General features: G+C 62.6%; 8 protein-coding genes. 6 read left to right on the forward strand and 2 right to left on the reverse strand.

Going from position 1 to position 15,876, the window contains the following annotated elements:
* Positions 1 to 41 precede the first annotated feature (41 nt).
* A complete protein-coding gene (locus tag ACSQ8Y_RS08995; protein WP_436266104.1) occupies positions 42 to 2,021 on the forward strand; it encodes a sialate O-acetylesterase in 1,980 nt (659 codons plus the stop codon).
* 36 nt (positions 2,022 to 2,057) lie between these two features.
* Here the strand turns inward: ACSQ8Y_RS08995 and ACSQ8Y_RS09000 are convergent, their stop codons facing one another.
* Complete coding sequence (locus ACSQ8Y_RS09000; protein WP_436266105.1) at positions 2,058 to 3,266, reverse strand: DUF418 domain-containing protein; 1,209 nt, start codon at positions 3,264 to 3,266, stop codon at positions 2,058 to 2,060.
* Between the two features lie 415 nt (positions 3,267 to 3,681).
* On the opposite strand from ACSQ8Y_RS09000, the gene ACSQ8Y_RS09005 reads away from it, so the two are divergent.
* The 5 genes from ACSQ8Y_RS09005 (at position 3,682) to ACSQ8Y_RS09025 (ending at position 13,307) form a co-directional block, all read left to right on the forward strand.
* Positions 3,682 to 4,785, forward strand: coding sequence for a helix-turn-helix domain-containing protein (locus ACSQ8Y_RS09005; RefSeq protein WP_436266106.1), 1,104 nt, complete (start codon positions 3,682 to 3,684; stop codon positions 4,783 to 4,785).
* A 759-nt stretch (positions 4,786 to 5,544) separates the two neighbouring features.
* Positions 5,545 to 7,086 carry an alpha-N-arabinofuranosidase gene (locus tag ACSQ8Y_RS09010; protein WP_436266107.1) on the forward strand — a complete coding sequence of 514 codons (1,542 nt, stop codon included), beginning with the start codon at positions 5,545 to 5,547 and terminating at the stop codon, positions 7,084 to 7,086.
* 59 nt (positions 7,087 to 7,145) lie between these two features.
* On the forward strand, positions 7,146 to 8,438 hold the full coding sequence (locus ACSQ8Y_RS09015) for a hypothetical protein (RefSeq protein ID WP_436266108.1): 1,293 nt from the start codon (positions 7,146 to 7,148) through the stop codon (positions 8,436 to 8,438).
* Positions 8,439 to 8,534: 96 nt separating this feature from the next.
* Entirely contained in the window at positions 8,535 to 11,681 is a 3,147-nt protein-coding gene (locus tag ACSQ8Y_RS09020; protein WP_436266109.1) for a TonB-dependent receptor, read from the forward strand.
* A 129-nt stretch (positions 11,682 to 11,810) separates the two neighbouring features.
* Positions 11,811 to 13,307 (forward strand): tryptophan halogenase family protein, encoded by a 1,497-nt coding sequence (locus tag ACSQ8Y_RS09025; protein ID WP_436266110.1) that lies wholly within the window; start codon positions 11,811 to 11,813, stop codon positions 13,305 to 13,307.
* Positions 13,308 to 13,539: 232 nt separating this feature from the next.
* On the opposite strand, the gene ACSQ8Y_RS09030 is transcribed toward ACSQ8Y_RS09025, so the two are convergent.
* A complete protein-coding gene (locus ACSQ8Y_RS09030; RefSeq protein WP_436266111.1) occupies positions 13,540 to 15,831 on the reverse strand; it encodes a hypothetical protein in 2,292 nt (763 codons plus the stop codon).
* Positions 15,832 to 15,876 lie beyond the last annotated feature (45 nt).

Genomic DNA, 15,876 nt, shown 5'->3' on the forward strand with positions numbered 1-15,876 from the left:
CACACTGCTCACGACGAAAACTCCGCCAGCCTGCCATAAACATGAAAAATCATTCTCGCATCCGCTTGGCCGGCATGGCCGCCATCGCGCTTGCCTCGTTGCCGGGATCGCCAGCGTTCGCGCAAACAACGGCGCCCGAATTTGCCGCCATTTTCGGCGATCACGCCGTTCTGCAACGTGGAGAACCGCTGACCCTGTGGGGCACGGCAGCAGCCGGGCAAAGCGTGACGGTGAGCCTGGGCGGCCGGACCGCCGATACGAAGGCAGGCGCGGATGGCCGATGGCGTGTGACGATGCCCGCGATGACTGCTGGCGGGCCGCACACTTTGTCCGTCGCCGGTGCCAAAGGCAGCGGCGGGATCACGCTCCAAGACATCATGATCGGTGACGTCTACCTGTGCGGCGGCCAGTCGAACATGGCGTTTCCGGCGCGGCTGTCGACCGGCGCGTGGTCGGACTTCCCCGCCAATCCGGACCTGCGCTTCGTCAATATCCAACTCGTCAGCGAAGCCGCTATCCAGAGCGATCTGCAACGGCCGGTGGAATGGAAAGTGGTGACGCCGAAGACGGCCGGCGACGCTTCGGCGGCATGCTACTACATGGCCCGTACCTTGCAACGGACCCAGAAGGTGCCGGTCGGTTTCATCGGCTCGAGCTGGGGCGGCACCACCATACAGGGCTGGATAGGCGCGTCATCGCTGAAATCCCTGCCGGCCTACGTCAAGGGGCTGGAGGCGCTGGCGGACATGGCGTCGGACCGCTCCAAGGCGATGGCCGACGAAGCGCGCCGGCACGAGCAATGGTGGGACGCGCACGATCCGCAGGCAAAGGCGCAGCGCGCATGGAGTTCGCCGGGCTTCGACGACGCGGCATGGCCGAGCCTTACACCGACGGGATCATGGAAAAATGCCGGCGCCGCCGCGCTGGCGGACTTCGACGGGGCCGCATGGTTCCGCACCACTGTCACACTGGACGAGGCGCAGGCGCAAGCGGCGAACGCCGTCCAGCTGGGCCCCATCGATACCTACGACAGCACCTGGGTCAACGGCGTGCGCGTGGGCGGGGGCAGCACGGCCTGGGTATGGCGGGATTATGCCGTTCCGGCGGGCGTATTCAAACCGGGCCGCAACGTGATCGCCGTCCACGTCCTTGGCGGCGGCAGCGGAGGCGGGTTGACCGGGCTGCCGGAACAGCGCGGCATCAAGACCGCCGACGGGCAGTTTATCAAGCTGTCCGCGCCATGGAAGTACCAATTGGGCATGCGCTCGAAGGGCCTGTCGATCCCGCCGGCGCCGTGGGATGTACCGACCAGTTTCTCGACCCTGCACAACGCGATGATCGCGCCGCTGGCCGGCTACAAGTTTAAACTGGCGGCGTGGTACCAGGGCGAGTCCAACACCGGGGCCGCCGAAGAATATGAGACCTTGCTGCCGCTGCTGATCGCCGATTGGCGCAAGACCTTTGCCCAGCCGGAGTTACCCTTCCTTGTCGTCCAACTGTCGTCGTTCGGTGCGGTCGCGGCCCAGCCCGGGCCGTCGAACTGGGCGCAGTTGCGTGAAGCCCAGGCCAGGACCGTCAGAAACGACCGGCATGCCGGCCTGGCCGTCACCATCGATGTAGGCGATCGCACCGACATTCATCCGGCGCAGAAAGCCGTGGTCGGCGGGCGCCTGGCGCTTGCGGCCCGCGCGCTTGCCTACGGCGAAGCGATTGCGCCCGGAGGTCCGGAAGCGGCCGGCGTGACGAGGGCAGGTGAGGACCTCGTGGTCAAGTTCAAGAATGCGGGCGGAGGCTTGCGCACCTATAGCGCCGGCCATGCGATCGGCTTCGAAGCGTGCGCCAGTGCGGCTTGCCGGTATGTACTGGCGGTGGCGCAAGGCGACACGGTGACGCTGAAAGGGGCCAACCAGCCAGGCACCACGCATGTGCGCTATGCCTGGGCCGATGCGCCCTACGTGAATCTCTACAGCACCGAAGACCTGCCGGCGGCGCCGTTCGAGATGTCTATCATGGACAAGTGAACATGGGCAAATGAGGAACTGAAGGCGCAGGGCAGGCTAGGTATTGATCGCTTGCGCGGCGCGGACATCGGCGCGGCGGCCGGCCCATGTCGCGCGGTGCCACAGCGCTTCCAGCGGGCCCTGTTTGTGCCCGTTTAACCACCAGACACTGAACCAGCCTTGCAGCAGCGCCAGTCCAAGACCGATCAACAGGCAATGGCTCGCGCCGGTGATCTTGTACAGGCCAAGGCCGTAGCCGTAGTAGATGAATGATCCCACCAACGACTGCGTGACATAGCTGGTAAGGCTCATGCGCCCCAGCGGCGCAAAGATGCGCAGCATGCGCTCCAGCGACCCGGTCTGGAACAGGAGGACAAAGCTCGACACCAGCACCAGCATGAGCGCCAGGCTCGACCAGGTGGAAAGCATGACCCACAGGGGCGAGCGCAGCGCTTCGCTGGCGATCAAACGGCCGAGTTCCGATCTGGCGACCAACAAGGGAACGAATAGCAGCGCAGCCGCCAGCAGGGTCCGGGTCCAGAAGCGCCTGCTTTCGGGCGACGGCACGAATAGCGACATGCGCCCGGCCAGCATGCCCAGCATGAACAGCGATGGCATCTGGAACATGCGCCCGTTCTCCCAGCTCCAGAGCAGCACCCCCATTTTTCCGTTGGTGAAGTTGCCGTACCACGTGGCGAGCACGGAGTCGCCGCTAAGATAGGCGAAGCTCTTGCCGAAGTAGGCCCAGGAGGGCGGATCCGCAGGTTTAAGTTCGGGATGCTGTAGCCCGTCGAGCAACACCAGCCACTCCGCCGGCTGCAGCATCAACAGCAAGGCGATCGCGAAGACGGCCTTGTTGCCCAAGCGCGCGACCGGAATGAGCACCAGTCCGACGACGGCGTAGAACGTGAGGATATCGCCTTCGTAGAACAGGGAATTGACCAGGCCGAATCCAAACAGGAGCGCGAGGCGCCAGGCGAAGCGCGGCCGGAAGTCTTCGCCCCGCTGCTGCCGGGAATGCAGCTGGATGAAGAAGGTGACACCGAACAGCAGCGAGAAGATGGCGTACGATTTGCCGCTGAAAAGAAAAAACACCATGTCCCAGACTATCGAGTCCAGCGACTTCATCCAGGCCGGCAACCCCTGCGCTGTGTAGATCAGATCGAAATGTTCAAGGTTATGCACGAGCATGATCGATACGATGGCGAAGCCGCGCAAGGCATCGATCACGTCAAGGCGGGAGGATGCGGTGTGAGCTTTGATCATGGAAGCCTTTACGTTTCATAACAGCCAACTTTGTGCCGGTAATGCTAATTGAATGGCAAGCAGCCGCATAGCCAAATACCATGGTTCGCAAAAAAACATAACTGGAGATGACGTTTTCCGTTATCGGCGTCCGCACGAAAGAGCAATGCGGCAGCAGCGTCTGCCACTGCTGCAAAGAGCCCGGACAGCAAACGATACGCATCGGGCTGCGGCAAGAGCAAGTCGAAGCCGGGCATCCGTCTATGGCGTGCAACAGCGTCGCAGTGACAGACGGCACGACATGCTGTACATTGCGATACCAGACGACTGTCGCCGCACCGGCGCGCGGCGGGCTCGCTGCTGTTCGACCATAACTATTATTTATATGCACGCGTTATATTCAAAGGCACTGCTTCGCCTGGTTCTGCTTCTCGGTGTGAGCATCCTGATCGGGTACCTGTGCGTGAGCCGCAGCTATCACCGGGCCCCCTTGTTTGAGCAACAAGATTTTTCCTGGCAGTTGCGCACGCACAGCACCAACGACGCGACGACCAACCTGAACGCGAGAGTCGAAGCAGCGCGCCTGATCATGGAATTCGTCCTGTCAGGCAGCAATCCCCATTCTTTAGTATCAAGCGCCCTGTTCTTCACGGACCCCAAGGGCAAACCGGCATTGCTCGACTGGTCCAGATTTGACAAGATCAGTTTCGAGGCACGCTGCTTCCCCGCCGGTACTATCCGGATCGGCCTGACCACCTTCGATGACAAGCTGTCCAAACCGGGTGAGCTGATGACCTACCGCTCGCCATTGGCATACGTCAACTGCAATCCGGACGGGGCCCACGCCGAACTCGATCTGGCGCATTTGACCATTCCGCAATGGTGGGTCGACATGAACAATCTCAACCCGTCCGACCTGGGTTATTCGCTGGCCAAGGTCGCGCAGCTCGAAGTCGGCACCAGCAATGCCAGCCGCGTCGGCACCCTGTCGCGTATCGAAATCGCGAACATCGGCATGCACGAGCGGAAATACGGCTACCTGTATTTTCTCGCCGCGTTCCTGGTACTGGCCTGGGGCGGTTTCGGGTTCTGGTTCGTCAAGCAGTACGCGCTGGCCTTGGCCAATGACCTGCACGCTCGGATGCAGAAGGATCTGCCGCTGGTGGCGTACCAGCAGCTGGCGCTTGAGCCGCACCGGGAAAAGGGAAAATCCGCCATTCTGAGACTGCTGGCGACGCGTTATGCGGATTCGGAGCTGGATCTGGAAACCGTGGTGTCGGAAACCGGCGTCAACCGCAATAAGGTCAACGATATATTGAAGGTGGAAATGGGATACACCTTTATCGGTTACCTGAACAAGCTCAGATTGACCGAAGCATCGCGCCTATTGGTGGAAAACACCAGTGCCAGCATTGCGGAAATCGCCTATTCGGTCGGGTACAAGAATTCCTCGTATTTCAATAAGCTCTTCAAGGAAGAATACCAGTGCACACCCAAGGCATTCCGGGAGGCATGCAAGGCGCGGGAGCCGGCACCATAAAGCCCATATGTGACCGGCAGCGCTGAGCGCGGCCCCGTTCATTTGTATACCTGCCGGCGCCGCCACGCGCGCCCGGTTCAGCACGCGTGCGCGAACAGATGCGCCGCCGTTCTTCGCAGCCCCCATCTGGCAAGCAGCGATTCCAGTAGGGGCGCATCACGTCGCGACCGGGCATATTTCCGAATAGCGCCACAGCTCATCCATCCTCACCCGTCTGCCCTGCCAAGCTTTGCGCAGTGTTTCGAGTACCGCCTGCTTGCATAAGGCAGTCCCGATTCAGCATTGGTCGCCCGGCCTCCACCCGATTTCAGCAATCCAATACGGCGCCATATGGCGCCGTATTGCGCGTCGCCGGCAGGGGCCGGGCAAGCCAAAAGGACACGGGGAAGTCAGCGCCGAAATAGCGCGAATGGTGAAGATCTTACGAGGGTGCAAATAATCGCATTGATGCTGCACTTCCGTGCATTCGGCGGGCAGCGATGGCGGTCCGGCCGCTGGCGCACAGGGTGGGGGCCGCTTCGGACAGCGGGCCTTTACGCGAGCAATAGCAAAATCTGCACGGGTACCGCTACTGGCCGTGCAGAATTTTCGCGCGGGGCCGTCAGGGCAGGCGGCAGCCCATTTCAGCGTGTATTTTTGCCGCAATTTTCGGGATACACTCGGCCGGCTTGCTGGACTGGAAGGGCCTGCTCCCTGCGTCACGCAAGCGAAAGCCAAACTGTCAACGAACAGCAGGCACGAAAATAATATGGAGAAGACATGAGTGTATTGAAGAACAGCGTCCTGGCGCTTGCAATGCTGGCGGGCGCGCCCGTGTTCGCAGCCGTAACCATCAACATCGATCCGGGCAAACCCGGCCCGGTCATCAACAAGAACGTCTATGGCCAGTTCGCCGAGCACCTGGGCACCGGCATCTACGAAGGCATGTGGGTCGGTCCCGGCTCTCAAATCCCGAATATCAAGGGTTGGCGCACGGACGTGGTCGGCGCGCTGAAGGATCTGCACGTCCCGCTGGTGCGCTGGCCGGGCGGCTGCTTTGCCGATGAATACCACTGGAAAGACGGTATCGGCCCACGTAACAAGCGCCCGGTCAAGGTCAACACCAACTGGGGCGGCGTGGAAGAGAGCAATGCGGTTGGCACCCACGAATTCTTCGATCTGGCCGAAATGCTGGGCGCTGACACCTATGTGAACGGCAACCTGGGCACGGGTTCCCCGCAGGAAATGTCGGAATGGATCGAGTACATGACCTCCGACAGCAAGTCGACCTTGGCCGAGCTGCGCCGCAAGAACGGCCGCGCCAAGCCGTTCAAGGTGAATTTTTTCGCCGTCGGTAACGAGTCATGGGGTTGCGGCGGCAATATGTCGCCGGACTACTACGCCAATCTGTACAACAACTATGAAGCCTTCCTGAAGGCGCCGGCGCAATACCGCCCGAAAATGATTGCCAGCGGCGGTCCCTTGAGCGACAAGTGGACCGAGGTGCTGAGCGACAGACTGAAGGGCCGCACCGTCGGCATCAGCTTCCACTACTACACTATCCCGACCGGCAACTGGGACGTCAAGGGTGCGGCCACCGGCTTCCCGGAGGCGCAGTGGATGTCGACGATGGTGAACGCCTTGAAAATCGACACGAGTATCAAGGAAAACGTCGCCGCGCTCGAGAAGAACGATCCGGAAAAGAAGATCGGCCTGCTGGTCGACGAATGGGGCACCTGGTACGACGTGGAGAAGGGCACCAATGCCGGCTTCCTGTTCCAGCAAAACACGCTGCGCGACGCCGTTGTCGCGGCGCTGCACTTCAACATCTTCCATGCCCATGCGGACCGGGTCACGATGACGAATATCGCGCAGATGGTCAACGTGCTGCAGGCGATGATCCTTACCGACAAGGACAAGATACTGCTGACTCCGACCTACCATGCCTACAAGATGTACGTGCCGTTCCAGGATGCGACCTCCTTGCCAGTGGCCTTGAGCGACAACGTCGAATACAAGGTCGGCGCGGCCGGCATCCCGGGCATCAGCGCCTCGGCGGCGCGCGCCAAGGACGGCAAGTTGTACCTGGCGATCGTCAACACCAACCCGAACGAGGCGTCGGACGTGGCGGTCAATGTTGCCGGACAGAAGGTTTCCGGCGTCAGCGGCCAGGTGCTGACAGCGGCGGCGATGGACGCGCACAACACCTTCAAGCAAAAGGATGCGGTCAAGCCGGCGCCGTTCGCAGCGAAGGCGATCGACGGCAGATTGCGCCTGAAGATCCCGGCCAAGGCAGTGGTGGTGGTCGCGGTCGACATGTGAGCAGGGAATTGGCGCGGTGTACCGCGCCTACAAAACAAAACATAAAGGAAATATAAATCATGAGGAGACAACAAATGAAATTCCAGCTTACGGCTATCGGGCTGGCCTGCGCCACGCTGCTGGCTGGCTGCGGTGGCGGTAGCAGTGGCGGTGGTAGCGGCGGCCAAGCCGGGATGGCGCAATCAGTTTCCTTCCCGTTCCCGGGCGGGGAGACGGTAGCTGTTCCGCCGACCATCGCGACCATCTTGCTGAAGGCCACGGCCAGTTCCGGCGGGCCGATCACCTACGTGTCGAACACGCCGGGTACCTGTACCGTCAGCGGCGCCACGCTGTCGCTGCTGAAAGCGGGCGAGTGCTCGGTGAACGCCAACCAGGTCGGCGGGGATGGCTACGCCGCGGCCACGCAACGCCAGCTCTTTGTCATTCCCAAGCGGCCGGCGGCAATCTTCTTCCGCAACCCGGGAGCGCAGCCACTGGACACGCAGCCCTTGCAACTGGCGGCAGAGTCCAGCGTGGCCGGCTCCCCCCCGGTCTTTAGCACCAGCACGCCCACGGTGTGCTCGGTCAGCGGAACCACGCTGCAAAAGCTCGCCGATGGGCTGTGCACCGTCACCGCCACGATGGACGGCGGCGACATCTACGAGACGGTGAAAGTGGTCAAGACCATGCCGATCGGCAGCGCGCTGGCGCCCGAGATCAAGTTCTTGAGCGGCTACAAGAATACAACGACCACCAACGAGGATGGGAAAGTCGACCCGCGCGGAGGCAGCAGCGAGACCGATTGGTGGTGCAAGGGTTGGTGCGATGTCAGCGTTGCGGCAGACGGCAGCAGCATCAGCAACACTTACACCTACAAGAACCAGCCCTACACCGACGGACGCTGGTGGAGGGTTTGGTCGGAAATCGACGTGTACGCACCCCACGTGACGCAGATCTCGAACAGCAAGGATACGTTTGAAGGCGCGCGGATCGATGCCCAGGGGGCGCTGAAGTTCAACTTCTCGCAGAACCAGGAGTGGTTCGCTTCGGGCGAAAACCAGGTCGAAGTCGACTTGATCCTCGGCCACTTCAACCGCAAAAAGGACAACGGCGAGTGCAACGTGCATTTGCGGGCGAGCTTCAAGCCAAGCTCGCCGGCGCCGGCGAACTACAGTCTCAAGCTGAGGGACTTCACCGTTGCCGATTCGTGCGAACTGAAGGATCTGAACCCGTGGTTTGAACTGCAAGACTATTCGGTCGTCGCGATCAGGTTCGCCTCACCGGTCGGCAACTTCAAGGTGCCGAGCCCGACCGCGCCGCCGCCGAATTACCCGACCACGATAACGTTGACCGGGCCGATCACCTTCCAGTGATGGCGCAAGACCATTGACTGCCCCCGCCCGGCGCGGCGGGGAGCCAAAGCAAAACAAGATTTCAAGAGGATAGAGACAATGAGGACAATTGGAACAATGATCAAGCGGGAACCCTTGAGGATGACCACGCTGGCGTTCGCGGCGGCACAGCTCGCAGCGCTCTATAGCGGCGCCGTGCAGGCGCAAACGGCGCCTCCGGCGCCGGCCGCCAAGGACGGGGAGGCCGTGAGCGTGGTCGTGACCGGCCAGCGCGCGGCAATGCAGTCGGCCGCCAGGCTCAAGCAGAATTCCGAGGAAGTCGTCGACGGCGTCGTCGCCGAAGAGGCCGGCAAGCTGCCCGATAAATCGATCACCGAGGTGCTGCAGCGCGTCGTCGGCGTGACGATGGACCGCAACCGCTCGCGCGGCGACCCGGAGCATTTCTCGGTCGAGGGTTCCGGCATTTCGGTGCGCGGCCTGACCTGGGGTTCGTCCACTTTGAACGGCCGCGAATCGTTCTCGGCCGGCTGGCCGGGTCGCGAATTGAGCTGGGGCGACATTCCGGCGGAACTGATGTCCGCGGTGGTTGTGCACAAGAACCCGCCGGCCGAGTTGATCGAAGGCGGCGTCAGCGGCCAGGTCGACTTGCGCACCGCGCTGCCTTTCGATTACAAGGGCGATAAATTCGCGGCCTCGACCTACCTGAACTACAACCAGCTCGGACGGCAAAAATCGCCCGCCGTCTCCGGCCTGGTCTCGAAACGCTGGGAGAACGACTTCGGCCAGTGGGGTGCGCTGCTCAACCTGTCCGCCAACGAGAGCAATTCCCACAACGATACGGTGCAGGTTGACGCCTATTTTCCGCGCACCGACATCGTCGCCGGACAAACCGTGTGGGTGCCCAAATCGGCGTCCTGGCGCACCAACCTCAGCGAGACCGACCGCGTCGGCGCGTATGCCGCGCTGCAGTGGAAGAAGGGGGGCCTCGCGTCCGCGCTCACCTATTTCCACTCGGGTTACAAGGAAACCGGGACCGAGAACGCCCTGTTCACGGGTGTGGAGGACCCCTACAAGGTGACGCTCACCAACCCGGTGTTCGACAGCAAGGGCGTACTGCAGTCGGCCAGGTACACTTATCCGATCGGCGGCCGGGGCGCGAATAATTTCGTGGACGGCGGACTGGGTTTCAATTCCAACCAAACCTATAACGACCGGCGCTCGCAGACCCGCGAGATCGCCTGGAACGCCAAGTGGACCATCAACGAGCGCTGGTCGCTCCAGAACGACCTGCAATGGGTCCACGCCACCAACAAGTCCAGTGGCAACAACATCACCCTGGCCACGTTCGTGCCGAGCATGAATATCGACCTGAGCAAGAATATTGGGGAGATCACCTTCGACGACAAGGCGAAAGATTTCCTGCGGACGCCGGCCAACTACTACCTGGAGATGTTTGCGCCGCAAAGGGAGAAGGCGGACGCCGACCTGTATGCGTGGAAGACCGACGTGCGCTTCAATTTCGACCATCCGGTCATGCGCGACGTGCGCTTCGGCGTGCGCGCGACCAAGCGCACGGCGAACCGCGTCCAGGGGAGCGGCTCGGAATGGTACAGCATCTCCAGGCCATGGGAAATCAGGAATTCGTCCACACCGGGGCAGCCGGCCTCGACGACGGACCTGCCGACCTGGGCGGGGCGCGCCAATTTCACTTACCTGAGCGATCCGAGGGTCGCAGCCCTGGTGCCGACCAGCCTTTACGCCTTCGACAACTTCTTCAACGGCAAGATCCCCAACCCGGGCGCCCTGGTGGCGCCTAGCCTGGCTGCGGTCAAGGACTATCCCAATGCCTACATTCAGGCGGCGAATCCGATCATGAAGATTCAATGCGAGCAGGGCAACGCGCAATCGAATACCAACAACGACTGCTCGAACATACCCGATCCCTGGATGCCGCTCGTCTACGACGGCAACCCGGCCAAAACCTCCCGCCAGTCGGAGAGGACGGAGGCCGCCTACCTGATGACGCGCTTCGGCTTCGACGATCTGCGCTTCCCGGTCGAGGGCAGCGCCGGCGTGCGCGTGGTCCACACCGACACGCGGGCCCGCGGCTATACCGTGTTCAAGCCGGTCTACGGCACCGGCTCCGTGCCGTCGGTGCCGAGGTTTGGGCAGATCGACGAGCCGATCGTCGAGGGCCGCAGCGCCGTCGACGTGCTGCCGAGCCTTAACCTGAAGATGGAAATCACCCCCAAGCTGCAATCGCGCTTCGCGTTCGCGAAGTCGATGTATCGGCCGAGCTTTGGCGACCTGAACGAGTACGTCAAGCTGGAGCAGCAGGTCATTATTGACCAGACCACCAAGGCTGTGACGGGCGTCAACTACAGGGGTGAAAACAAGGGCAACGTCCATATGGGGCCGACCAAGGCCGACAGCTTTGACGCGACGCTCGAATGGTATCCGGGCAACGGCACGTCGCTGACAGGCGCCCTGTTCCACAAGCGGGTGACTGACATCATCATGCGCTCGGCCTATACCCGCGACTACAACGACCTGGCCGGCAACCCGCAAACCTTCATGATCACCGCGCCGGACAATGCAGCGGACGGCAAGGTGACCGGACTGGAGCTCGCTGGCCAGACCTACTTCAACAATGTGCCGGTGTTGGCGGACATACTGCCGGAATGGACCAAGGGCTTCGGCGTCTCGGCGAACTACACCTACATCAAGAGCAAGCAGACGCTGCACCATCCGTACAATCTGAAGTACTGCCCGGCCGCCAGTTCGTTCAACAACAGTTCCTTGAACTTGCTGGGCTGCGACACCAATGGCATGCCGTTCACCGATATGCCATTGCAGTATCTGTCGAAGAACGCCTACAACGTCATGTTCATGTACGACCAGGGGCAGATGTCGATGCGCCTGGCCTACAGCTGGCGCAGCCGTTTCCTGCAGGGCGTGTCCGTCAACGGCACGCAGGGCGACACCGCCACCAGTGCCGATCCGACCCGGGCGACGGTGGTCGATGGCAAGACGGTCTATCCGCGCGACGTGGGCTGGGGCTTGCCGACGTGGCAGGAAGCGGCCGGACAGCTGGACTTCGGCTTCGACTACAGGTTTAACGACCATATCCAGGCCAGTTTCAACGCAAGCAACCTCCTGGATACCGTCGTTAGGCAGACCCAACAGCAGGGTATCGGCAGCATGAGCCGTTCCTGGTTCGAGCCCGGCCGCAGTTATCGCCTGGCGCTGCGCTACACATACTAAGACGTGTCGCAGTCCTGACATCAGGTCCATCGCAATGCAGGCGCAACGGACCTCCCTTCGTCCCCTGCCGCTTTGGCGGCAGTTTTCAGAGGCGGCTCCGGCCGCCTCTTTTTTTAAGTTGGGTTGCCTATGTCTGACCAAGCTATTCGAAGAATCGTCATTGTCGGCGGCGGCGCGGCCGGCTGGATGACTGCCACCGCGCTGGCCACCGCGCTCGCGCCCGCGCTCAAAAGCGGCACCACCATCGAGCTGGTCGAGTCGGAGGAGATCGGCATAGTCGGCGTGGGGGAGGCGACTTTTCCTTCGATCCGCAACTTCCACCGCCTGCTCGGCATTGACGAGGCCGAGTTCCTGCGCGCCACCAACGGCAGCTACAAGCTGGGCATCCAGTTTTGCGACTGGCGAGCGGTCGGCGAAAGCTATTTCCATACTTTCGGCGATTTCGGCGACCTGAGCGGCTCCCGCGCGGTGTGGGGCCAGTACCACCGGCTGGGCGAGGCCGGCCTTGGGTCGCTGGGCGAGCAATGCCTGTCGAGCGTGATGGCCAGCCAGGGCCGCTTCGCGCTGCCGGGAGAAGCCGACCGCTACGATTACGCCTACCACTTCGACGCCGCGCTGTACGCCGCCTTCCTGCGCAAGCTGGGGGAGGGGCGCGGCGTGCGCCGCACCGAGGGGCGCATCGTCGACGTGGCGCGGCGCGCCGACGGCGGCGTCGACCGGCTCACCCTGGCCGATGGGCGCGTGGTGGCCGGCGACCTGTACATCGACTGCTCCGGCTTCGCGTCGCTGCTGCTGGGGCGCACCCTGGGCGAGCCGTTTGTCGACTTCAGCCACTGGCTGCCGGTGGACCGGGCCTGGGCCTGTCCGACCGAACGGATGGGGACCGAACTGGCGCCCTACACGCGCGCCACCGCGCTGGAGGCGGGCTGGATGTGGCGGATTCCGCTGCAAAACCGCACCGGCAACGGCCACGTGTTCGCCAGCCGCTACATCGACGAGGATCGCGCGCGCGCGCAGCTGCTGCAACGACTAGACGGCCCGCCGTTGGCCGAACCGCGCCTGCTGCGCTTCCAGACCGGCCATCGCGCGCGCGCCTGGGTGCACAACGTGGTCGCCCTGGGCTTGGCGGGGGGCTTCCTGGAGCCGCTCGAGTCGACCAGCATCTTCCTGGTCCAGAGAGCAATGGGGCGGATGATCGATTTGCTGCTGTCGGGCGCGCCGTTCACCGAGCAGGTGAAGGCAGACTACAACGGCGAAGTGGGGCTCCAGTTCGCGCGCGTGCGCGATTTCATCATCCTGCACTATTGCCTGAGCGCGCGCCGCGACAGCGCGCTGTGGCGCGCGATGGCGACCATGGAGCTGCCCGACACCCTGGCCTTCAAGCTCCACGCATGGCGCCAGGCGGGCGCGCTGCACCAGTACGACCTGGAGGGCTTCGACGCGACCAGCTGGCTGGCGATCCATGCCGGCATGGGGCACTGGCCCGAGCGCGCCGACCCTACACTGGGCGACCTCGGGCGTGCGGTGGCGCTGCAAGGATTGCAGTGGCGCCGCGAGTGCATCGCCACCGCCGTGGCGGCCATGCCCAAACACGAGGCCTACCTGCGCGGCGTGCTGGGGCGCTGAGTCCATGCTGGAGACATCGTGATGTCATATCCTTGTCTCTTCCACTATACTTGTTGATGCACGACGCAAGTCCGCTATGCCTGGGCCGCGCGAACGCCAGCATTGCAAGCGCGCCAGTACGCTGCTCTTCACTGCACTCATGTCTTCTCCATTATTTTCGGACATGCCATTCACGCGAAAGCCATCCATTGACTGGCTGGCTTTCGCGTGCGAGCGGGGAGCAGCTGCTTGACTAATTGCTTGAGGTGCCGACCATGATGCCGCGCTTGTTGATATAGACCGTGCCGAAGGTCTTGGGATCGCCCGTGATCTTGGACCGGTCATTGTTGGCATGGCCATACTGGCCCTGGGGACTGTCGATGCGCACCCAGGTCGCGCCGGTGTCGGTGGAGCGGTAGACGCCGATTACCCCGTTAATGCTGCCGTCGAGGTACATCGCGGGATAGCTGGCGCCAGGCGCGGCCATGCCGAAGCCGAGCCCCTTGGCGCTCTCCACAGCCGGCATCTTGGTCCAGGCGCCCTGGCCCCTGTTGGTGTTGCGATACAGGCCGTTAGCCATCGATGCCCAGATCTCGCCCTTCTTGCCGAGCGGTACCGAAATTGCATCGCCCCATGCCGGCAAGCCGTTCTCAAGGCCGGGGCCGCCATTGACTTTGTTCAGCAAAGTCCAGGTAGCGCCCTTGTCGTAGCTCGCATAGAAGGCGCCCTTAGGCATATCAAAGGCATAGAACGTGTCCACATCGTCGCCGTCGGCGACGATCATGGCCTCTTGCGGCACGGGGACCTCGGTCCAGCTGGCGCCAGCGTTGCTGGAGATGACGGTTGGCGCGTCCTTGGCGGACCAGAGGATCGTGGTGCCGTCGCCCGAGATCGCTACCCGGCCGCCTTCACCGTTGGCGCTGGGGCCGTTGTTGCCGAAGGGGTTCCAGCTATAGCCGCCGTTCCACGATATCGCGCCGAAGTGCTTCGTATCGGTCCAGTCATCGGTGCCGACCCGCACCACGATCTTCGAATTTTTCTTTGCATAGTCAAGCGACTCGGTGTTCTTGCAGGTCTGGTTGGTGAACTTCGTGGCCGGCGCGGTGTTGACATTGGTGTGGGTAAGGCCGCAGAAGTCGCCCTGGCCGGAAATCAACGGATAGGCATTCCATTCGTTCGGGGTGGGCGAGATCAGGGAGAGCGCGACCGCTTCCTCGACGCCATCTTGGCCGTAGGCCCAGTTGGTTTGGGGCTGGGTCAGGTTCCTGGTCTCCCAAATGGCGCCACCAGAGGTGAGGAAGGCGTGATCCGGGTCGAAGGGGTCGAGCAGCGATCCGCCCGAGTTGCCGAAGGTGAGGTGTCCATCGGAGCGGGCGGACCAGGGCGCGGCGCTCAGGTCCAGGGTCGCATTGGCCCGGATGTCGGTCCAGGTGGCGCCGCCGTCGGTGCTGCGGTACATGGTTTCGATGGGCACGCCGACGTCATACCAGCCTGACGTATTGACCACCACCGTCTGCGGACGGTTAGGATCGACCGACAGGCCGACGAAGGCGTAGGACTTGGGGCTATTGCCGAGCGGGGTGATATTGGTCCACTCGTCGCCGCCGCTCAGGATGTTGACCTTCCAGACCTGACCGTCGCGCATGTGTTGGGCGCTTAATTGGGGATCGAATTTGTTGAAGGTGAGGTAGAGGTAGCCATCCGGGCCGATCAGCCCGCGTTGGGGCACCATCCCATTGGGGGCGCCCCAGACCCGGTTCCAGGTCGCGCCGGCGTCGCTGCTCTTGAACAGGGTGGCGCCGCTCTCCGCGGCGGCCTTGGTGTTGACGGCCGCGTAGATGATGGAGGTGGGCGAACCGGCCGGCTGGTTCCAGTTGGAACCCTTGTGGAAAACGACGAAGGCGACGCCGCCGCCGCTGCCATCGTTCGACAGGGCCGGGAAGCTGGGCACCTTGTTCCAGGTGTCGCCGCCGTTGGTGCTCTTCCACAGGCCGTTGTTGGACGCATTGACGGGGGAATTGGCGGTGCCGTAGTACAGGACATTGCCGAGGTTCGGATCGACTTGCAAACGTTCGCCCATGTGGCGGGCTTCTGAATTGGCGCCGGTCGAGAAGGGCAGCGGCATCTGCTTGAAGGTGCGGCCCTGGTCTTGCGAGCTCAGGAACATTGCGTTGGGGTCGTTAAAGGTGCCGCCGGCGATCATGTAGAATTTTTGCTCATTACTCGGATCGATGGCGATCGTATCGATGCCGTAAAGGTAAGCCTTTTCGGGCGGGGTCCAGTCGTTCAGGGGAATCCAGGCGCTGGTGGCCGCATTGTAGCGGTAGGCGCCGAGGACATCGGTTTTGGCGTAAAACAGGCCGCGCTGGAGCGGATGGGCGATCATGCCGGGGACAAAGCCGCCGCCGCCGACTTTCACATTTTTCCAGGAGTAGGTGGGCCCGGTGGCCTGGGCCTGGGCCGGCAAGACGGTGATCGCCGATGCCGCCAGCAGCGCCGCGGCGAGCATGGTGCGGCTTGCAATGGAAGAAGCAGACAATTTCATATGAAACTCGCTTTCGTTGAAGGTGATGTTGTGTGGCGCCAGACG

Source organism: Pseudoduganella sp. LjRoot289 (assembly GCF_964252925.1).
Classification (GTDB): Bacteria; Pseudomonadota; Gammaproteobacteria; order Burkholderiales; family Burkholderiaceae_D; genus Rugamonas.